The organism is Arthrospira sp. PCC 8006 (assembly GCF_046480465.1).
Taxonomy (GTDB): domain Bacteria; phylum Cyanobacteriota; class Cyanobacteriia; order Cyanobacteriales; family Microcoleaceae; genus Limnospira; species Limnospira platensis.
In genome coordinates this window covers 1-17,110 of the sequence record NZ_PKGG01000105.1, presented here as the reverse complement: position 1 = coordinate 17,110, position 17,110 = coordinate 1, and the positions used below count along the sequence as shown (strand labels likewise).

Below are 17,110 nucleotides of genomic sequence, written 5' to 3'. Positions count from 1 at the left end.
GATCGCTAAATCGACACCTAGCTGCATATCTTCGTCTATATTACTACTCGCTAAGGATATGCTTTGAATAATTGACCAGGGAAAAGCCATCCCAGTTCCGGTTAATAAACAAGGTCCCCCTAGTTTCGCTAATCCTTGGGGACGCACCCAATTTTTGACTAAGAATGCCAAGGCAGAAATGGAGTTCTTGACAGATGGATTGGGGGGTGTTTCCATTAAATATAATGCTTGCACTGGCTTGGCTGTGAGCAAGGCTTGTTGAGCAATAGTGGCGATCGCTCCCGGTTCCACTAAACAATCAGCATCAATCATAACTACCACCTCTGGGGGGTTTTGGGCTAGGTGGTGTAATCCATAATCGAGAGCATATCCTTTTCCTCTGTTGTCTGGATCTTGCCTTTCCAGGACTTGCGCTCCGTTTTCAGTGGCGATCGCTACAGTTTCATCTGTGCAGTTATCCGCAATTACAATGATTTCATCGTCCGGTTTCAGTTGAGGTAAAATATTAGCCAAAGTTTGACCAATAACTAACCCTTCATTATGAGCCGGAATTAATACAGAAATTGTCGGTTCTGGTAGGTCGTCATTTGATGTAAAACCTGGGAAATTAAACCCGGCTGCCAAACATTCAACGAACAGAACCATGATCGGAATTGCCAAACAAAAAGCTATTAATCCCAGCGTGAAACCAACCCAGATAGTGATCATTTTTTACATAGGCTCCATTTCAGGCACATCGGCTTCTGGCGCATCTAAATCAACTACAACATTGAGAGATTGGGAAATGAACCATTGACGCGGCATACCTTGAATAGTAATCTTTTTACCATCTCTTTCGATTTTAACATTGCCGCTTACTTTCTCAATATGTATATCTGAATTCATTAAGTAGGTAGCTTTATCTGTAACTTTAATCCACATCATTTAATTGCCTTATTTGGGGTGGGATATTTTTGTGGGGGATCATTCCAGCTTATCCCCCACATTTTACCAAGCTAAATTAGTGACAAATTACTCGTCTGCGCCGAAATCTTCCCGTAACTTAGCTTCCTGTTCATTGGTCAAGTTGGATTTAATCAACTCACCTTTTTCTTCATCTTTGAAGGCTTCCTCTACTTTATCTAAAGTCACACTACTGGTTAGTAAAAACAGTGCGGAAGTACCTTCAGTTACTTGATTTCGGACATCTTTTATAAAGTCATCATCAATGCCGTAGTCAGTGAAATATCCTGACAATGCTCCGGCTAATGCACCGACCGCCATTCCTAATACCGGAACAAAGAAAATCAAGCCGAATAATAGACCCCAAAAAGCGCCGCCAAATGCACCAGAACCCACTAGGTCAACGGCTTGGGTGGTTTTGGGTTTCTTACGACCTTGTGGCCAGAATACTATAGCCGCATCTTCGATTTGAATTAAACGTTGTTTCTGGAGTTCAGCGAGTTTAGTCAGAGCATTTTTAGCACCATCAGCGCTATTGTATTTCCAAACTGTTAAAGTTGCCATTGTTATCAATCTGTTGATGATTATATGGGGGTAGTATAATCATAATTGTATAAAATTGTACAAATTTAAGCAAAATTTTATGATTAGTAGATGGCAATGTGGTTATATTTAAAAGAAAAACCGGATTTCTGAATGAATAGAAACCCGGCGAATGGATAGTTAATAATCAACCCTTATTTCATGGCGATCGCAGTTTGACGGTGGCGGACTTCCAGATAAATTAACAAAGCGTTAATATCTGCGGGGTTAACCCCACCAATACGGGAAGCCTGACCAATAGTTAAGGGTTTGATCCGGTTTAACTTTTCCCGTGACTCCATAGATAGGGTTTCAATGGTAAGATAGTCTAAGTCTTGAGGAAGTTGGCGGTTAGCATGGCGGCTGATCTGATCAATTTGGTTTTGCTGGCGTTCCATATAGCCGGAATATTTAATCTCAATTTCCGCGCCTTCTTTTTCCTCTAAGGATAACTGAGAATTACCTAGGTTGTAATGTTCTAAATTGCCATAGTGAAAACCAGGACGGCGCAACAATTCCGCCAAGCTAATTGACCCCTTAATTTTTTGTTGAGTATCAGAGGCGATCGCTATACCAATTTCGTCGCGTTCCTTAACTCTGGTCTGGTCTAGCCGCTGCTTTTCGGCGATAATATTAGCCTGTTTTTGTTGGAATAATTGCCAACGGCGATCGTCAATTAAACCAATTTCCCGACCCAAGGGAGTTAGGCGGCGATCGGCATTATCCGATCGCAATAATAACCGATACTCCGACCGACTGGTTAACATTCGATAGGGTTCTCGTAGATCCTTCGTACACAAATCATCAATTAAAGTGCCGATATAACTTTGTTCCCGAGGAAACACAATCATATCTTCCCCCCGCACTAATTTAACCGCATTAATTCCCGCCACAATTCCCTGGGCTGCCGCTTCTTCATATCCAGTTGTACCATTAATTTGACCAGCACAAAATAATCCCTCAATTTTCTTAGTCATCAAAGTAGGATAACACTGAGTTGCCGGCAAATAATCATATTCCACCGCATAAGCAGGGCGTAGCATAACGCAGTTTTCCAAACCGGGAAGACTCCGCAACATTTCTAACTGTAATTTTTCCGGTAAACCAGTAGAAAATCCCTGAATATAAAGTTCAGGAATATGACGACCTTCCGGCTCAATAAAAATCTGGTGACTTTCCTTGTCAGCAAACCGCACAATTTTATCTTCAATACTCGGACAATAACGGGGGCCTTTAGCATCTACCCAACCGCCATAAACCGGCGATAAATGCAAATTTTCCCTAATTAATCGATGAGTTTCCGCCGKAGTTCTGGTTAAATAACAGTTCATTTGTTCCCTTTCAACCCACACTTGAGGGTCAAAACTGAACCATCGCACTCGTTCATCTCCTGGCTGAGGTTCTAAGTTGCTATAATCAACCGATCGCTTATCTACTCGTGCGGGAGTTCCAGTTTTCAGTCGTCCGGTTTCAAACCCCAAGCGGTTCAGTGTCTCTGTAAGTCCTACAGCCGCGAATTCTCCAGCTCGTCCCGCTGGCATGGATTTGTTACCCACCCAAATAATTCCACCTAAAAAAGTCCCAGTAGTTAGGATGACAGCTTGACAGGCAAATGCTACACCAAAATAGGTTTCTAAACCTATAATTTCGTCATTTAATCCTAATACTAAATCTGTTACCATTCCCTCCCGGACTGATAGGTTTTCTTGGTTTTCGACTATTTGTCGCATTACCGCTGCATATTCGCGCTTATCCGTTTGCGCCCGCAACGCCCAAACAGCCGGCCCGCGAGAGTTGTTAAGTAGACGTTTTTGCAGGTAAGTGCGATCGGCCATTTTGCCAATTTCTCCCCCCAGTGCATCAACTTCGTGGGTGAGTTGAGACTTCGCGGGAGCCCCCACAGCCGGGTTACAGGGTTGCCAGCCAATTTTATCTAAATTCAGGGTCAGCAGCAAGGTGCGACAACCCAAACGCGCTGCCGCTAAAGCCGCTTCGCAGCCTGAGTGTCCGCCACCGACTACGATGATATCAAATTCTTCTTGAAAGTCTACGGGTGAATTTACGGTCATAGTTGGAATATTTTACAATGTCGCTCTATTTGATTTTAGGGATATCTAATGATATTATAGTTATTTTAACATTGATTGGGGATAATCTTATAGATAATTGGGGCATCACCCAAATCAATCATGTCCCAGAGGTATAATTTATTAATTAAATGCTGATTTAATCACCTACACAAATTATGAATATTCCGGCTTTAGTTAATGTAGCGATCGGTCTGTTTTTTATTTACCTGATTTTAAGCCTTTTTGTATCAAATTTACAGGAACTTATCGCCTCTTATTTGTTTGACTGGCGCGCCCAAAATCTCAAGGCATCTATTCAGAGTATCTTAGGGGATGCCATGACCGAAAAGATTTATAATCATCCTTTAGTCGGGTCTTTACAAGATTATAAAATTGATAGATTTAACCGGGGTGTGGGTCCTTCTTATATTCCTGATGATACCTTTTCTTTGGCGTTGATTAGTGTGTTGATGGAAACTGCGGGACAAGAATCAAAAATTGTCACTTTATCTGTGGATGATTTTAAGGAGGCGATCGCTTCTCAACCCGTCGCCAAAATTCTCAAGCCGGAACATATAGGATTAATGCGATCGCTCGCTAATCAAGCACAAATTAATTGTTTTGAAAATGTTTTTATTAAGGCTTTAGAAACCGAGGTAATGGCATGGTTTAATCAATCAATGGATCGCGCTTCTGGTGTCTTTAAACGTCGAGTTAAGTTGATGATTTTAGCCTTGGGATTTGGGGCTGCCATCATCATGAATGTTGATACTATTAATATTGCTAACCGCCTCTCCTTAGAACCTGTAATTCGCCAACAAGTTAGCCAAGATATTCAGATAATTTTAAGTGATAGTGATTCCTGGCAAAACTATATCAATTGTTTAAGTCAAAATTCCTTAGATAAAAACGACTGTGAAACCCTTGTCAGTGAGGATTTTCTCAAGATAGCACAAGAGAAACTATGGTCTCTTCCTTTGGGTTGGAGTTCCGCTAATTTAGCCTACCAATTCGGCGGTGAAATTTCGGGATTGACAATTCTTAGAGTCATTGGTGGTTGGCTATTAACAGCGATCGCTATCTCCATGGGATCTTCATTTTGGTTTGATCTCCTCAACCGATTGATTGATGTTCGCAACACCGGAAATAAACCAGATGATACATAACAGTAAATAGTGAAAATTCACCAGTGATCAATTCACATTACTTGTGACCTCACTATTATTAAAGCTGGGATTTTTTTTGGGTCCAAACAGAAAATAGGTAATCATTTTACCTTTACCTTTGACATCTATCATCTCTCGCTTTTCAAATAAATACTGATGTTGTAGGAGTTGATAAGTATCCTCAGAAACATGAATTTTACCAGGTACGCCATGGGACTCCATTCGGGATGCAGTGTTAACCGTATCACCCCATAAATCATATATAAATTTTTTCAAACCAATCACACCCGCCACTACTGGTCCGCTGTGAATACCTATGCGGATACTTAATTTTCGGTTTTGTGTCTTATTTAATTCAGCCATAACTTTTTGCATATTAATAGCCATTTCCGCAATAGCAATAGCATGATAATCTCGACGGTGTGGGAGTCCTCCCACTACCATATAAGCATCTCCAATAGTTTTAATTTTTTCCAATCCATAGGCTTCCGTGAGCATATCAAAAGCCGAAAAAATTTTGTTTAAAAGGTTGACTAAATCCACAGGAGAAAGTTCCGATGCTAACTGGGTAAAACCGACAATATCAGTACATAATACTGTAACTTCCGCAAAAATTTCCGCTACCCGGTTGTTGTTTCAGCTGATCAGCAATTTTTTTAGGCAATATATTAAGTAAAAGACGTTCCGTTTGTTCTCGCTCATGCTGTAAAGCTGCTTCTGTTAATAAGCGTTCCGTAATGTCCCGTAAAATGGCTCGTGTGGCGATCGCTTTACCATTTTCTAATTTACAATTGATACTACCTTCCACTGAAATTTTCTTACCATCTTTAGTAATAAATTCCGCTTTAATAGAATTCACTAACTCCCCCCTCACAAGGCGAGCTAAAATCTGTAAAAAATGAAATTTATTATCAGGATGAATAATGTCAAAAATAGTCAGATTAGATATTTCATATTCAGTATATCCTAGAGTTTGCTTCCAAGCTCTGTTCACATAGATAAAACTACCATCCATACCAAAAGACTGAATTAAATCACTAGCATTTTCAAACAAATCTCGATATTTTTCTTCGCTTTCCGCTAAGGCTCTTAATAACAGGCTAGTTTCGTTGGTACTTTGAACTAATTTTTGCTCTAAAACCATTCTATCTGTCACATCAGAAAAGAAGATAATTAGCTGATATTCTTGCGTTTCATCATCATAATACCGATTTGCAAAAAAATCTAAATAAAGGGGGGAGTCTAGGTCAGAAAAACGACCAATTCCTTTCATTTCAAAAGATGGTAATTCTCCCCGCAATACCTCCATTAACATCTCCTCTGTTCCGAAGAGTTCTGGTAAGCCATTGTGGATATCTTCACCAAGTTGAAATGACTGCGGTTCATCAGCAAAACGATCTACCTGTGCTGACAGTTCATAGATGATTAAATTAGCATCAATAATTAAATATTCTAAGTGATGGGGAACTACAATTTTCGAGCCAAGTTGCTTCATATTATCCTCTGGTATATTCAAGTTTTTGGAGACCATTATTTTAAGTAATGATACCTGATTATTGAAGTCCTAATTATGGGTAATGATTAAACCTTAACCACCATACTATAAGACAATTTTTGGAATATTTCATCCACATAATCACCTGTTTTCGCTGAAGTGGGATAAATACCTAGGGCTTTTTCGATAACTGGTTCTGGCACATATTTATTCAATTTTTCCAGGTCTTTTTCTGCCACCAAATCAGCCTTATTCAAAGCTACAATTACTTCACCTTTTGGGTTCACAGATAAAAACAAGTTCAAGTGTTCAATTAACCGCTCAATAGTTTCTTGGCGACTGAGATCCGCTACCAAAATCACCCCGCCCGCTCCCTGTAGGTAAGAAGGCGCGATCGCTTTAAATTTTGTGTGCCCTTCTATATCCCAAATTAACAACTGTAAATTGACTATTTCTTCCGGTTTTACGTTGAGTAAGTCAACAGCTTTGCGGGAAATTTTTACCCCTACTGTTGACAGGTATTGGTCGCTGAATTGACGATCTAAAAAACGCCGAATTAGGCTGGTTTTGCCAACGCTAAAGTCACCAACCATACACATTTTTTTAGAAATTTTAGACATTGGATTAAGGTTGTTCTCCCTGGTTATGGTCTTGGTTATCTATTATTTCAAATACCACAGTTCTCCCCAATAAGAAAGGCTGATGAGATATAACATCTGTAGGTGGCTGGGCGTTACCTACTACCTCTAGGCGTTTCGGGTCAATTCCTTGTTTGGTCAAAGCGTCCCGAACTGCTATGGCTCGATTGAGGGCTAATTGCTGATTTCTAACAGCATTTCCCCTCAGATCACTATGACCAATAATTCTCAGCGATAGTTGCGGATACCGATCCAGAAATTCTTGGATTTTGGTTATGATTTGCAGATCTTGGGGGTTAAGCTGTGCTGAACCGGAATTAAAGTAGATGCGATTTTCTATGCGGACTGGATCTATTTTTAAGGTGCTAAAAACTGATTTTATCCCAGGAATATTTTCAAAGGCGGCGGGAATTATTTGAGCATCTCTCATTTGTCTGACTTGACCACTAATCATAACTTGGCGATCGCTATCACTATAATTGCTTTCAATATTAACGCCAGCAATTTCATGGAAAATCCCCGTCATGCGTTCCACTTCTCCAGCCGTTACTATAGGATCTGGCGGTACATCAACAGCGATAATTTGGTTATCTATCTGCAAGTCAGAAGCCCTATATACAGCTAAGTTTTCCGCTAATTACCGTAATCTTTCATTAGGAACTTTTCCACTCAGTCTTAATTGCTCACCTTCCCCTGAGACAGCAATCTTATAAATCGCTAACTCAGGAGTTGCAGCTAAGGTTTGGGCGGTTTGATATGCTATGCGTCTTTGCAGGTATTCTTGATAAGACAAATATCCCCAAGGAATTAAAATTAACAACCCTATAAATACTCCCAAACTAATCAGAGCCAGAGGTAGTCGCTTTAATTTTTTCTCAAATACAAATTTAATTAAACTTTCTAATAACTGATGTACAGCCAGCGGAATATTGTCGCGATCGCCATCAAAATTTTCGATAAATTCTCCGTAATCTAAAACAATTATACCCATAGTTTGTCGCATTTTTTCGATAAATTCTGGCGTGGGTTCCCCTTTAGTTACCACAGCTAAATAACAGTAACCCGCCACCTCTATGATTATTTTAGAATCCCCATACTCAATCTCATTTAGTTATGAATAATTATCAATTTGCACAATGCAATCATTCACAAAACTGCGAATAGCAGTTCACATCCCGGCTACCATTTCTGACTCAAGGCTATAGCTACCAGAAGCCTGCACCTCCGAAATCACTAACCCTGAGTTTTTATGAATTAAAAAGATGGCTTGAACTGCAAAAGGTAAAGATTCTTTGAGGATTAATTCTGCTTCCGAAACCACCTTCACCTTAGCTTTAATTTTCCGCGCCACTCCCTCAAAACTAAAAGCATTAGCTACTTTGTCGTTAATATTCTGAACAGCCTCGGCTAGATATTTGCTGATAGTATTACCAATCACAGGATATAAAGCATCTACCATCGCATCACTTTCTAGGCGAATTTGCTCCTTAATAGCTTTACCCATTTCTGGTGCTAAAGCATTAGCTATGGCATTTTGATCTAATTTTCTTTGCTCACGAAGCGCGATCGCTATTTCCGGCGCTAAAGCCTTCGCCACTTCTTCCGGGGCGTTTTTAATATGCTGAGAAATCGCCCCAGGTAACAAATCGGCGATCGCATTAATCATCCCCGACTTATCTTGTCGTTTTTTCCCCGCAATAATCTCATCAATAATCGGCACAATTGAGTCTATCACTTGTGGTTGAGACAGAAGCATTTGCTCATTAATGATAGCTGTTATAGCTGGGAGTAATAGGTTAAAAATCTTGCCAGGATCATCAAATTTATCCTGAACCGCTTGCAGTTTCTGTTCCGCTGACTGAATTGGGCTCTGTAGCCTCGGTAACTCAGTCTCAAGATAACTTTTAGTGACTTTTTCAAACTCCGAGAATTTGGAACCTAGCAGCAGATCCTGTAATGGGTCGAAAGGGTCGGACAAGTCCTGACTTAGATCTACTTCTGTATCGCTGGTTTGGTTTTATGGCGGCGCAGAAACAGAGGTTTTCTCCTCCTCCAAATCAGAACCATTATTATTATTTGCATGAGATTTAGCAGTTTCTCCAGACTGGACAGACACTGGATCATCAAAATACTTACTAAACTCATTTGGGGAAATTTCAATTAATCGAACCGCCTTAGTCACCACTTCCTCATCCTCTGGGATTAACTCAGAGAATGCTGTCTCTACCTGAGTCTCTATCTTCTTAGTAGTCTCTACCTTCTTAGTCTCTACCTGGGTAAAATCTTATGGTTGAGCAGAAAGTAGATCCTCCCTTTTCACACCCAGATTTTGTGAATTACTTTTCCGAGAATATGAGGATTTTTGTTCATTCTTAATATTGCTATTTTGAGATGGAGAATTATCAACTTTGGGAGTTTGAGGTGAGTTAGTGATAGATTCATCATTAGGCTTCCCAAGCAACACATCAATCAAAAGATCAACCAACTCATCCAGTTGTGGTTCAGACTCAACAGATTCTAACTCAACCTCTTGTGATTGATTTATGCTCTTGGGAGTTTCTTGCGATCTAGTCATAAATGCCACCCCTGATAGATAATTCAGTCAAGTAGGGGTCGAGAGATATGTCGCCATCTCCCCCTCCCATACAAAACCGTACTTGAGACTTTCACCTCATACGGCTCCTAATTTGATTGCTCCATTGTTAGGGATACAGCGTTGACATTATCTAATGCCGTCTTATCATCGCGGGTGTGGCGATGTAGTAGTTGAAGATTTTTGTATTCATCCTTTCCGCCTAAGCTTCGAGGTACAATGTGGTCTACTTCAATTAAATCCGATGGTGCAAAATACTGTCCGCACCAGGTACATCTGCCTTTTTGCTTTTTGAGTAGTTTTGCTACCCTATTTGGCGTGTCAATTGCTTGTCCTTTCCTAGTTGCCCAGTAAGTCCAATTTCCGTCATATGGTGTTGCGTCAGGGCGTATCAGGGTGTGTCTGACAATCGGAGTCCAATTATGTTGCCATAATGTGAGTCCATCCTTAGTCTGGAACAACCAAGATTCATGCCTTTCTTTCCCATTACTAAGTCTAACCGTTCCATGACTGAAATAGTTTCTTAGCTTCTTGTAACTTGTCTTTCCGCATCTTGATACTGTCCATGCCCTTAACATTAACCAGACTTTGTGGTCTAGCTTAACGAAGGTCTCTGATGAGACTACCGCTGAATAATAGTTTGACCATCCCCTTATGATTGGGTTTAGTTTGCTTATCAGGGCTGATTGGGGTGCGGTTTTAAGATGTTTTATTGCATCCTTAATCACTTCTGTGTGGGCTTTAACTGCTTTGTTGCTGGGTTTGATGTGAGTTTTGTGACCGATTGGACGGCTTGCTGCTCCACCAGTTTTCCCAGTTTTATATTTTCCTGCAGGATATTGCCTAATATTGAATCCTAGAAAATCAAATCCGGGTTCTTCAAGTTTTCCATCATATTCAATAGGATTGAGTGTATGACAGATTCGAGTTTTTCCCGGTTTAATCTCTAACCCAATAGGTTTTAACCATTCATAAATAGCAATCTTGCACTGTTCAATAATCTCTAGTGATGGTGATATCACTACAAAATCATCGGCATATCTTATTACGGTGGCTTTAATTTTAGTAGGGGTCGAGAGAGATGTTGCCATCTCCCCCTCCCATACAGAACCGTACTTGAGACTTTCACCTCATACGGCTCCTAATTTGACCGTCTCCTTGTTAAGAGTACAGCATCATCTCTTCATCAAGAGCTGTTTTATTGTCGTGACAATGGCGATGTAATAATTGAATATTCTTGTATTCATCCTTTCCGCCATGGCTTCTAGGTACAATGTGGTCTACTTCAATTAAATCTGATGGGGTAAAGTATTGCCCGCACCAGGTACATCTACCTTTTTGCTTTTTGAGTAGTTTTGCTACCCTATTTGGCGTGCCGATTGCTTGTCCTTTCCTGGTTGCCCAGTAGGTCCAATTTCCGTCGTATGGTGTTGCGTCAGGGCGTATTAGGGTATGTCTAACAATTGGAGTCCAATTGTGATTGAACAGATGTAACCCATCTTTGGTTTGGAACAGCCAATTTTCGTGTCTTTCTTTCCCATTGCTAAGTTTAATTGTTCCATGTCTGAAATAATTACTTAGCTTTTCGTGACTTGCCTTTCCGCATCTTGATACTGTCCATGCCCGTAACATTTGCCAGATTATCATATCTAGTTTAGTGAAGGTCTCTTTTGAGACTACCGCTGAATAGTAGTTTGACCATCCCCGAATAATTGGGTTTAGTCTACTTATCAGGGCTGATTGGGGTGCTGTCTTATGTTGTTTAATTACACCCATAATCTCTTCAATGTGGGCTTTGACTGATTTTTGGCTGGGTTTTATATGGGTTGTGTGACCGATTAATCGGCTTGCTTTCCCACCTATTTTCCCAGATTTATATTTTCCTGCGGGATATTGCCTGATATTGAATCCTAGAAAATCGAACCCAGGTTCCTCAGTCTTGCCATTATACTCAATAGGCTTGAGTGTGTGACATATTCGGGTTTTTTCAGGTTTAATTTCTAGTCCTACAGGTTTTAGCCATTCAGAAATTGCAGTCATGCACTGTTCAATGATTCTTAGGTCTTTTGATATGACCACAAAATCATCGGCATATYTTATGACGCTCGCATAAGGGCGATTGTCTGATTTCTTAGGATACATTGTTTCAATTAACCTAACCATACCCAACAGTGCGATGTTGGCGAGTATTGGACTTATCACCCCTCCCTGGGGTGTCCCTGATTCTGTATCCTCAAATACACCGTTATCTAGCACGCCWGCTTTGAGCCATTGTTTCAGGTCTCTTTTTAGGCTGCTTGGACAATGAATTTTGGACAGTAGGTAATCATGGTTCACGGTAAGAGCATTTTGTTATGGTCGAAAGGGAAGTCACCTTCCCCAACTCCACTTCAAAACCGTACTTGAGACTTTCATCTCATACGGCTCCTGATGTGGATACCCCTTTGTCAGTGGGAACAGGGCTACAACCCCCTGCTTTATGACCTCAACTTTCGGAGCTATATACACACGTAGTCATTAACTCGTTTTCGTCATAACACTCTTAGTTGTCGCGGTCTCTATATCCACACCGTGACTAGTGGGCATATCCTAACCATTACAGTTAGGCATTAGCTTTCAGTCACATCCTTTTCCCTTAAAGGCATACGCTTACACTTTTCGCTACTCCACAGGTACATCCTGCCACTTGAGAGCCAATGAGGGGTTTAAACGTTCCATCTATGCGGGCATTCCATCTTTAGATTTGTCCTATCCATCGGGGTACTTTAAAAGTCTGTGTAGGTAGTTATAGCAGTCTCCTACTTTTCCCCTTACTCTTTTGAGCGCAGCGTATCAACCTGTTTCGCTACTGATGCTTTACGATGGTTCAGCCGGACATTCGGTTTCCCTAATCATGGATGGTTGGCAGTGGTCGCATTTGGTAGTAGGTTCTACTTCACGCCTTCCGTTCCCCGCTTCAATCCTGGGGTTATGATTCCCAAAACTGGGGGTGGCTATCGCCGTTACTCTCAACCTTACGTTATACTCAAGGGGTTCATAACTTTCCCTCTTTTTTTTCGCTCAGTTTTGACCTTGAGTCTCTCTGCCTTATCTGGTTGTCGAAGCCAGATGTTGAGACACATAGATAGTTATGGGATGGTCAGGGGTGCGAATCCCTTATATTCCACCAAGGGGTGGAAGTCCCACTAGGAGGTTATTTCAGGCATTGCAGCCCTATTTCACTCCTAAACGTCTCGCACGCTATATCAGCATCAAGAACATAGTATTGTCCTTGATTTATGGCAATATAAATTCTACTTATTGCATCTTGTGCTGACCGTCCGGGACGGAACCCGTAGCTTGTACCTTCAAATCTCGATTCCCATTCAGGTTCGAGAGCCGTCTTGACCAAGGCTTGCCTTGCTCTATCTTGGATTGTGGGTATTCCTATTCCAGCTTTTTTCATCCCTRCCAGGTTTTGGTATCCACACCCGTCGCAGTGGTTTTGATTTGAGTTTTCCCTTAATGTTCTTAACAAGCTCGAACCTTTGTCTTGAAGAGATTGCTCTTACTCCATCAACTCCGGCTGTTTTCTTGCCTTGACCCGCTTGGGGGGCGGGTTTATTAAGCTGACTGTTGGGAAGCATGGCTGACCGTGGAACCCGCCCCTACAGTCGCACTGCTAAGAGCCTGGCATAATATGATTTCACCAGTAGACGTTGCCACCTTCGTGCCTTAGCATTTTGTCCCGATTTAGCTGCTTGAAATATACTCTTTTGGAGCTTGAAAACTTTCCGTTGAACCTTAGTCCATGGGACTGTCTTCCATGCGTTGTTCGTAGTCTTGATTGGTTTTGGTTTCCCAAACCCTTTCTTTAAACTCGCTATCGCCATTTGTACACCTAYTAGGCTCTATTTCTTTACAATCAAACCGTGACCTGTTAGCATATCCCTGCCATTACAGTAGGGCGTTGGCTTTTGGTCACATCTCACATCCTCTAGGACTTGCGGTTACACTTATCCCTACTGATATCTCGACCAGATAATCAGAGTCCAGGAGGACTTAAAACGTTCCGTTTATATGGGCATTCCATCTTTAGACTTGTCCTTTCCACCGGGGTACTTTTAAAGGTCTGTGTAGGTGATGAAGATATTACCCTACTTTTCCCCTTACTCTTTTGAGCGCAGCGTATCAACCTATTTCGCTACCTACTTGTGACGGTGGTTCAAGTCGGAACATTCAGATTTCCTTAGTCATGGATGGTTGGCAGTGGTCGCATTTGGTAGTAGGTTCTACTTCACGCCTTCCGTTCCCCGCTTCAATCCTGGGGTTRTGATTCCCAAAACTGGGGGTGGCTATCGCCGTTACTCTCAACCTTACGTTATACTCAAGGGGTTCACAACTCCCCTCTTTTTTTCGCTCAGTCTTGACCTTGAGTCTCTCTGCCTTATCTGGTTGTCGAAGCCAGATGTTGAGACACATAGATAGTTATGGGATGGTCAGGGGTGCGAATCCCTTATATTCCACCAAGGGGTGGAAGTCCCACTAGGAGGTTATTTCAGGCATTGCAGCCCTATTTCACTCCTAAACGTCTCGCACGCTATATCAGCGTCTAGCACATAATAACTTTCGTGTTTGATACTTAGATATATTCTGGCTATTGCATCTTGGGCAGACCGTCCAGGACGGAACCCGTAGCTTGTGCCTTCAAACCTCGATTCCCATTCAGGTTCGAGAGCCGACTTAACCAAGGCTTGCCTGGCTCTATCTTGGATTGTGGGTATGCCTAGTGGGCGTTTTTCATCCCTACCAGGTTTTGGAATCCACACCCTTCGCAGTGGTTTTGATTTGAGGCTTCCCTTAATGTTTTTGACAAGTTCTAACCTTTGTCTTGGAGAGATTGCTCTTACTCCATCGACTCCGGCTGTTTTCTTGCCTTGACCCGCTTGGGGGGCGGGTTTATTAAGCTGACTGTTGGGAAGCATGGCTGACCGTGGAACCCGCCCCTACAGGCGCACTGCTAAGAGCCGGGCATAATATGATTTCACCAATAGACGTTGCAACCTTCTCACCTTTGCATCCTGTCCCGATTTAGCTGCTTGAAATATACTCTTTTGGAGCTTGAAAACTTTCCGTTGAACCTTAGTCCATGGGATTGCCTTCCATGCGTTGTTCGTAGTCTTGATTGGTTTGGGCTTGCCAAATCCTTTCTTTAAACTCGCTATCGCCATTTGTACACCTACTAGACTCTATTCTTACAATCAAACCGTGACCTGTCAGCATATCCCTACTATTACAGCAGGGCATTGGCTTCTGGTCACATCTCACCCCCTAATGGGCTTGCGCTTACACTTTTTACTACTGACTCTCTCGACCAGATTATCAGAGCCCAAGAGGGGTTAAAACGTTCCGTTTATATGGGCATTCCATCTTTAGATTTGTCCTTTCCACCGGGGTACTTTAAAGGTCTGTGTAGGTAGTTTTATAAAAACCCCTACTTTTCCCCTTACTCTTTTGAGCGCAGCGTATCAACCTATTTCGCTACTTACTACTGACGATGGTTCAAGCCAGACATTTGGTCTCCCTAATCATGGATGGTTGGCAGTGGTCTCGTTTCTGGTGTTRGGTTACACCTCGRMGCCTTCCGTTCCCCGCTTCAGTCCTGGGGTTGTGAYTCCCAAAACTGGGGGTGGCTGTTATGGTCGAAAGGGAAGTCACCTTCCCCGACTCCACTTCAAAACCGTACTTGAGACTTTCATCTCATACGGCTCCTGATGTGAATACCCCTTTGTCAGTGGGAACAGGGCTACAACCCCCTGCTTTATGACCTCAACTTTCGGAGCTATATACACACGTAGTCATTAACTCGTTTTCGTCATAACACTCTTAGTTGTTGTGGTCTCTATATCCACACCGTGACTAGTGGGCATATCCTAACCATTACAGTTAGGCATTAGCTTTCAGTCACATCCTTTTCCCTTAAAGGCATACGCTTACACTTTTCGCTACTCCACAGGTACATCCTGCCACTTGAGAGCCAATGAGGGGTTTAAACGTTCCATCTATGCGGGCATTCCATCTTTAGATTCGTCCTATCCACCGGGGTACTTTAAAGGTCTGTGAAGGTGGTGGTAATATACCCCTTCTTTTCCCCGTGCTCTTTTGAGCGCAGCGTATCAACCTATTTCGCTACTAGAGTATTACGATGGTTCAAGCCGGACATTCGGTTTCCCTAATCATGGATGGTTGGCAGTGGTCGCCTCTGGTAGTAGGTTCTACTTCACGCCTTCCGTTCCCCGCTTCAATCCTGGGGTTATGATTCCCAAAACTGGGGGTGGCTATCGCCGTTACTCTCAACCTTACGTTATACTCAAGGGGTTCACAACTCCCCTCTTTTTTTCGCTCAGTCTTGACCTTGAGTCTCTCTGCCTTATCTGGTTGTCGAAGCCAGATGTTGAGACACATAGATAGTTATGGGATGGTCAGGGGTGCGAATCCCTTATATTCCACCAAGGGGTGGAAGTCCCACTAGGAGGTTATTTAAGGCATTGCAGCCCTATTTCACTCCTAAACGTCTCGCACATCGCCGTTACTCTCTCCGCAATTGTTAAGGAATCATTAAGATTTCCATTTTTGCGTTTTTGACCTTGAGTTCCCTGCCTTGTTTGTATATTTCTATACCAAACGTTGGGACATATAAACAGTTATGAGGATGGTCAGGAGTGCGCTCCTTATATTCAACCAAGGGGTTGAAGTCCCCATCAGGCGGTTATTTCAGGTATTTCAACCTTATTTCATGCCTGAACGTCTCGCACCCCATTGCTAAGTTTAACCGTTCCTTGTCGAAAATAGTTTCTTAGCTTTTCGTAGCTTGCCTTTCCGCATCTTGATACTGTCCATGTCCTTAACATTAGCCAGATTTTATTATCTAGCTTATTGAAGGTCTCGGATGAGACCACCCCTGAATAGTAGTTTGACCATCCCCGAATAATTGGGTTTAGTTTGCTTATCAGGGCTGATTGAGGTGCTGTTTTAAGTTGTTTTATTACACCTTTTATCACTTCTGTGTGGTATTTAATTGCTTGGTTACTGGGTTTAATGTGGGTTTTGAAACCTAACATTTTGTGGGGGGTTTTATTGAATAACAAACCTCCTTTTATTCTTCCCCCTAATTTCCCATATTTATATTTCCCCACAGGGTATTGCCTGATCTTGAATCCTAGAAAGTTAAACCCTGGCTCCTCTGTTTTGCCATCATATTGATGATGTGCGAGACGTTTAGGAGTCAAATAAGGCTGCAATGCCTGAAATAACATCCTAGTGGGACTTCCACCCCTTGGTGGAATATAAGGGATTCGCAACCCTGACCATCCCATAACTGTTTATATGTCCCGACGCTTGGAGAAATCTAAGCAAGGCAGGGAACTCAAGGTCATAAACCAACTGAGAAATCAGGGCGTTAAGAGTAACGGCGATGTGCGAGACGTTTAGGAGTGAAATAGGGCTGCAATGCCTTAAATAACCTCCTAGTGGGACTTCCACCCCTTGGTGGAATATAAGGGATTCGCACCCCTGACCATCCCATAACTATCTATGTGTCTCAACATCTGGCTTCGACAACCAGATAAGGCAGAGAGACTCAAGGT

The 17,110-nt window shown here is 42.1% G+C and carries 19 protein-coding genes and 3 pseudogenes; 2 read left to right on the top strand and 20 right to left on the bottom strand.

The genetic code is table 11. The features are described 5' to 3' along the window. From B9T16_RS15645 to mnmG, 4 genes are all read right to left on the bottom strand, one after another. A partial coding sequence (locus B9T16_RS15645) for a glycosyltransferase family 2 protein (protein ID WP_410245200.1) occupies window positions 1-645 on the bottom strand: 645 nt, incomplete at its 3' end. A 66-nt stretch (window positions 646-711) separates the two neighbouring features. Beyond that, window positions 712-924 (bottom strand): hypothetical protein, encoded by a 213-nt coding sequence (locus B9T16_RS15640; RefSeq protein WP_035738179.1) that lies wholly within the window; start codon window positions 922-924, stop codon window positions 712-714. 87 nt (window positions 925-1,011) lie between these two features. Next, a complete protein-coding gene (locus B9T16_RS15635) occupies window positions 1,012-1,506 on the bottom strand; it encodes a DUF1269 domain-containing protein (protein ID WP_014276629.1) in 495 nt (164 codons plus the stop codon). Window positions 1,507-1,679: 173 nt separating this feature from the next. Then, window positions 1,680-3,593, bottom strand: a complete 1,914-nt coding sequence (mnmG, locus tag B9T16_RS15630; RefSeq protein ID WP_410245199.1) for a tRNA uridine-5-carboxymethylaminomethyl(34) synthesis enzyme MnmG — start codon at window positions 3,591-3,593, stop codon at window positions 1,680-1,682. A gap of 176 nt (window positions 3,594-3,769) precedes the next feature. On the opposite strand from mnmG, the gene B9T16_RS15625 reads away from it, so the two are divergent. Further along, complete coding sequence (locus B9T16_RS15625) at window positions 3,770-4,759, top strand: hypothetical protein (protein WP_014276628.1); 990 nt, start codon at window positions 3,770-3,772, stop codon at window positions 4,757-4,759. Between the two features lie 27 nt (window positions 4,760-4,786). Here B9T16_RS15625 and B9T16_RS15620 read toward each other — a convergent pair. From B9T16_RS15620 to B9T16_RS15580, 9 genes and pseudogenes are all read right to left on the bottom strand, one after another. After that, window positions 4,787-5,846 (bottom strand): annotated as a pseudogene (locus B9T16_RS15620) (adenylate/guanylate cyclase domain-containing protein); the annotation flags it as partial. A gap of 494 nt (window positions 5,847-6,340) precedes the next feature. Further along, the gene (locus B9T16_RS15615) at window positions 6,341-6,874 is read right to left on the bottom strand and encodes a Rab family GTPase (RefSeq protein WP_410245198.1); all 534 of its coding nucleotides are present in this window, start codon (window positions 6,872-6,874) and stop codon (window positions 6,341-6,343) included. 4 nt (window positions 6,875-6,878) lie between these two features. Continuing rightward, window positions 6,879-7,493 (bottom strand): OmpA family protein, encoded by a 615-nt coding sequence (locus tag B9T16_RS15610; RefSeq protein ID WP_410245197.1) that lies wholly within the window; start codon window positions 7,491-7,493, stop codon window positions 6,879-6,881. Between the two features lie 36 nt (window positions 7,494-7,529). Then, complete coding sequence (locus B9T16_RS15605) at window positions 7,530-7,937, bottom strand: hypothetical protein (RefSeq protein ID WP_410245196.1); 408 nt, start codon at window positions 7,935-7,937, stop codon at window positions 7,530-7,532. Window positions 7,938-8,060: 123 nt separating this feature from the next. After that, complete coding sequence (locus tag B9T16_RS15600; RefSeq protein ID WP_410245195.1) at window positions 8,061-8,870, bottom strand: hypothetical protein; 810 nt, start codon at window positions 8,868-8,870, stop codon at window positions 8,061-8,063. Window positions 8,871-8,909: 39 nt separating this feature from the next. Continuing rightward, the gene (locus B9T16_RS15595; protein ID WP_157888738.1) at window positions 8,910-9,074 is read right to left on the bottom strand and encodes a hypothetical protein; all 165 of its coding nucleotides are present in this window, start codon (window positions 9,072-9,074) and stop codon (window positions 8,910-8,912) included. 102 nt (window positions 9,075-9,176) lie between these two features. After that, the gene (locus B9T16_RS15590; RefSeq protein ID WP_410245194.1) at window positions 9,177-9,467 is read right to left on the bottom strand and encodes a hypothetical protein; all 291 of its coding nucleotides are present in this window, start codon (window positions 9,465-9,467) and stop codon (window positions 9,177-9,179) included. A 107-nt stretch (window positions 9,468-9,574) separates the two neighbouring features. Beyond that, window positions 9,575-10,576 carry a group II intron reverse transcriptase gene (locus B9T16_RS15585; RefSeq protein ID WP_410245193.1) on the bottom strand — a complete coding sequence of 334 codons (1,002 nt, stop codon included), beginning with the start codon at window positions 10,574-10,576 and terminating at the stop codon, window positions 9,575-9,577. Window positions 10,577-10,646: 70 nt separating this feature from the next. Further along, on the bottom strand, window positions 10,647-11,822 hold the full coding sequence (locus B9T16_RS15580; protein ID WP_410245192.1) for a group II intron reverse transcriptase: 1,176 nt from the start codon (window positions 11,820-11,822) through the stop codon (window positions 10,647-10,649). A 514-nt stretch (window positions 11,823-12,336) separates the two neighbouring features. Between B9T16_RS15580 and B9T16_RS15575 the strand changes: the two are divergent. Next, a pseudogene (locus B9T16_RS15575) lies at window positions 12,337-12,522 on the top strand (hypothetical protein); the annotation flags it as partial. A 156-nt stretch (window positions 12,523-12,678) separates the two neighbouring features. On the opposite strand, the gene B9T16_RS15570 reads toward B9T16_RS15575, so the two are convergent. The 7 genes and pseudogenes from B9T16_RS15570 to B9T16_RS15540 form a co-directional block, all read right to left on the bottom strand. After that, entirely contained in the window at window positions 12,679-12,930 is a 252-nt protein-coding gene (locus B9T16_RS15570) for a hypothetical protein (RefSeq protein WP_410245191.1), read from the bottom strand. Next, complete coding sequence (locus tag B9T16_RS15565) at window positions 12,890-13,111, bottom strand: HNH endonuclease (protein ID WP_410245190.1); 222 nt, start codon at window positions 13,109-13,111, stop codon at window positions 12,890-12,892. The genes B9T16_RS15570 and B9T16_RS15565 overlap by 41 nt, the downstream gene beginning before the upstream one ends. Window positions 13,112-13,132: 21 nt before the next feature. Then, window positions 13,133-13,357, bottom strand: a complete 225-nt coding sequence (locus B9T16_RS15560; RefSeq protein ID WP_410245189.1) for a reverse transcriptase N-terminal domain-containing protein — start codon at window positions 13,355-13,357, stop codon at window positions 13,133-13,135. Window positions 13,358-14,017: 660 nt separating this feature from the next. Further along, complete coding sequence (locus B9T16_RS15555) at window positions 14,018-14,449, bottom strand: reverse transcriptase domain-containing protein (protein ID WP_410245188.1); 432 nt, start codon at window positions 14,447-14,449, stop codon at window positions 14,018-14,020. Window positions 14,450-14,470: 21 nt separating this feature from the next. Next, a complete protein-coding gene (locus B9T16_RS15550; RefSeq protein WP_410245201.1) occupies window positions 14,471-14,650 on the bottom strand; it encodes a reverse transcriptase N-terminal domain-containing protein in 180 nt (59 codons plus the stop codon). Further along, window positions 14,607-14,771, bottom strand: coding sequence for a hypothetical protein (locus tag B9T16_RS15545; protein WP_410245202.1), 165 nt, complete (start codon window positions 14,769-14,771; stop codon window positions 14,607-14,609). Before B9T16_RS15545 ends, B9T16_RS15550 begins: the two co-directional genes overlap by 44 nt. A gap of 1,508 nt (window positions 14,772-16,279) precedes the next feature. Beyond that, window positions 16,280-16,726: pseudogene (locus B9T16_RS15540) on the bottom strand (group II intron maturase-specific domain-containing protein); the annotation flags it as partial. Window positions 16,727-17,110 lie beyond the last annotated feature (384 nt).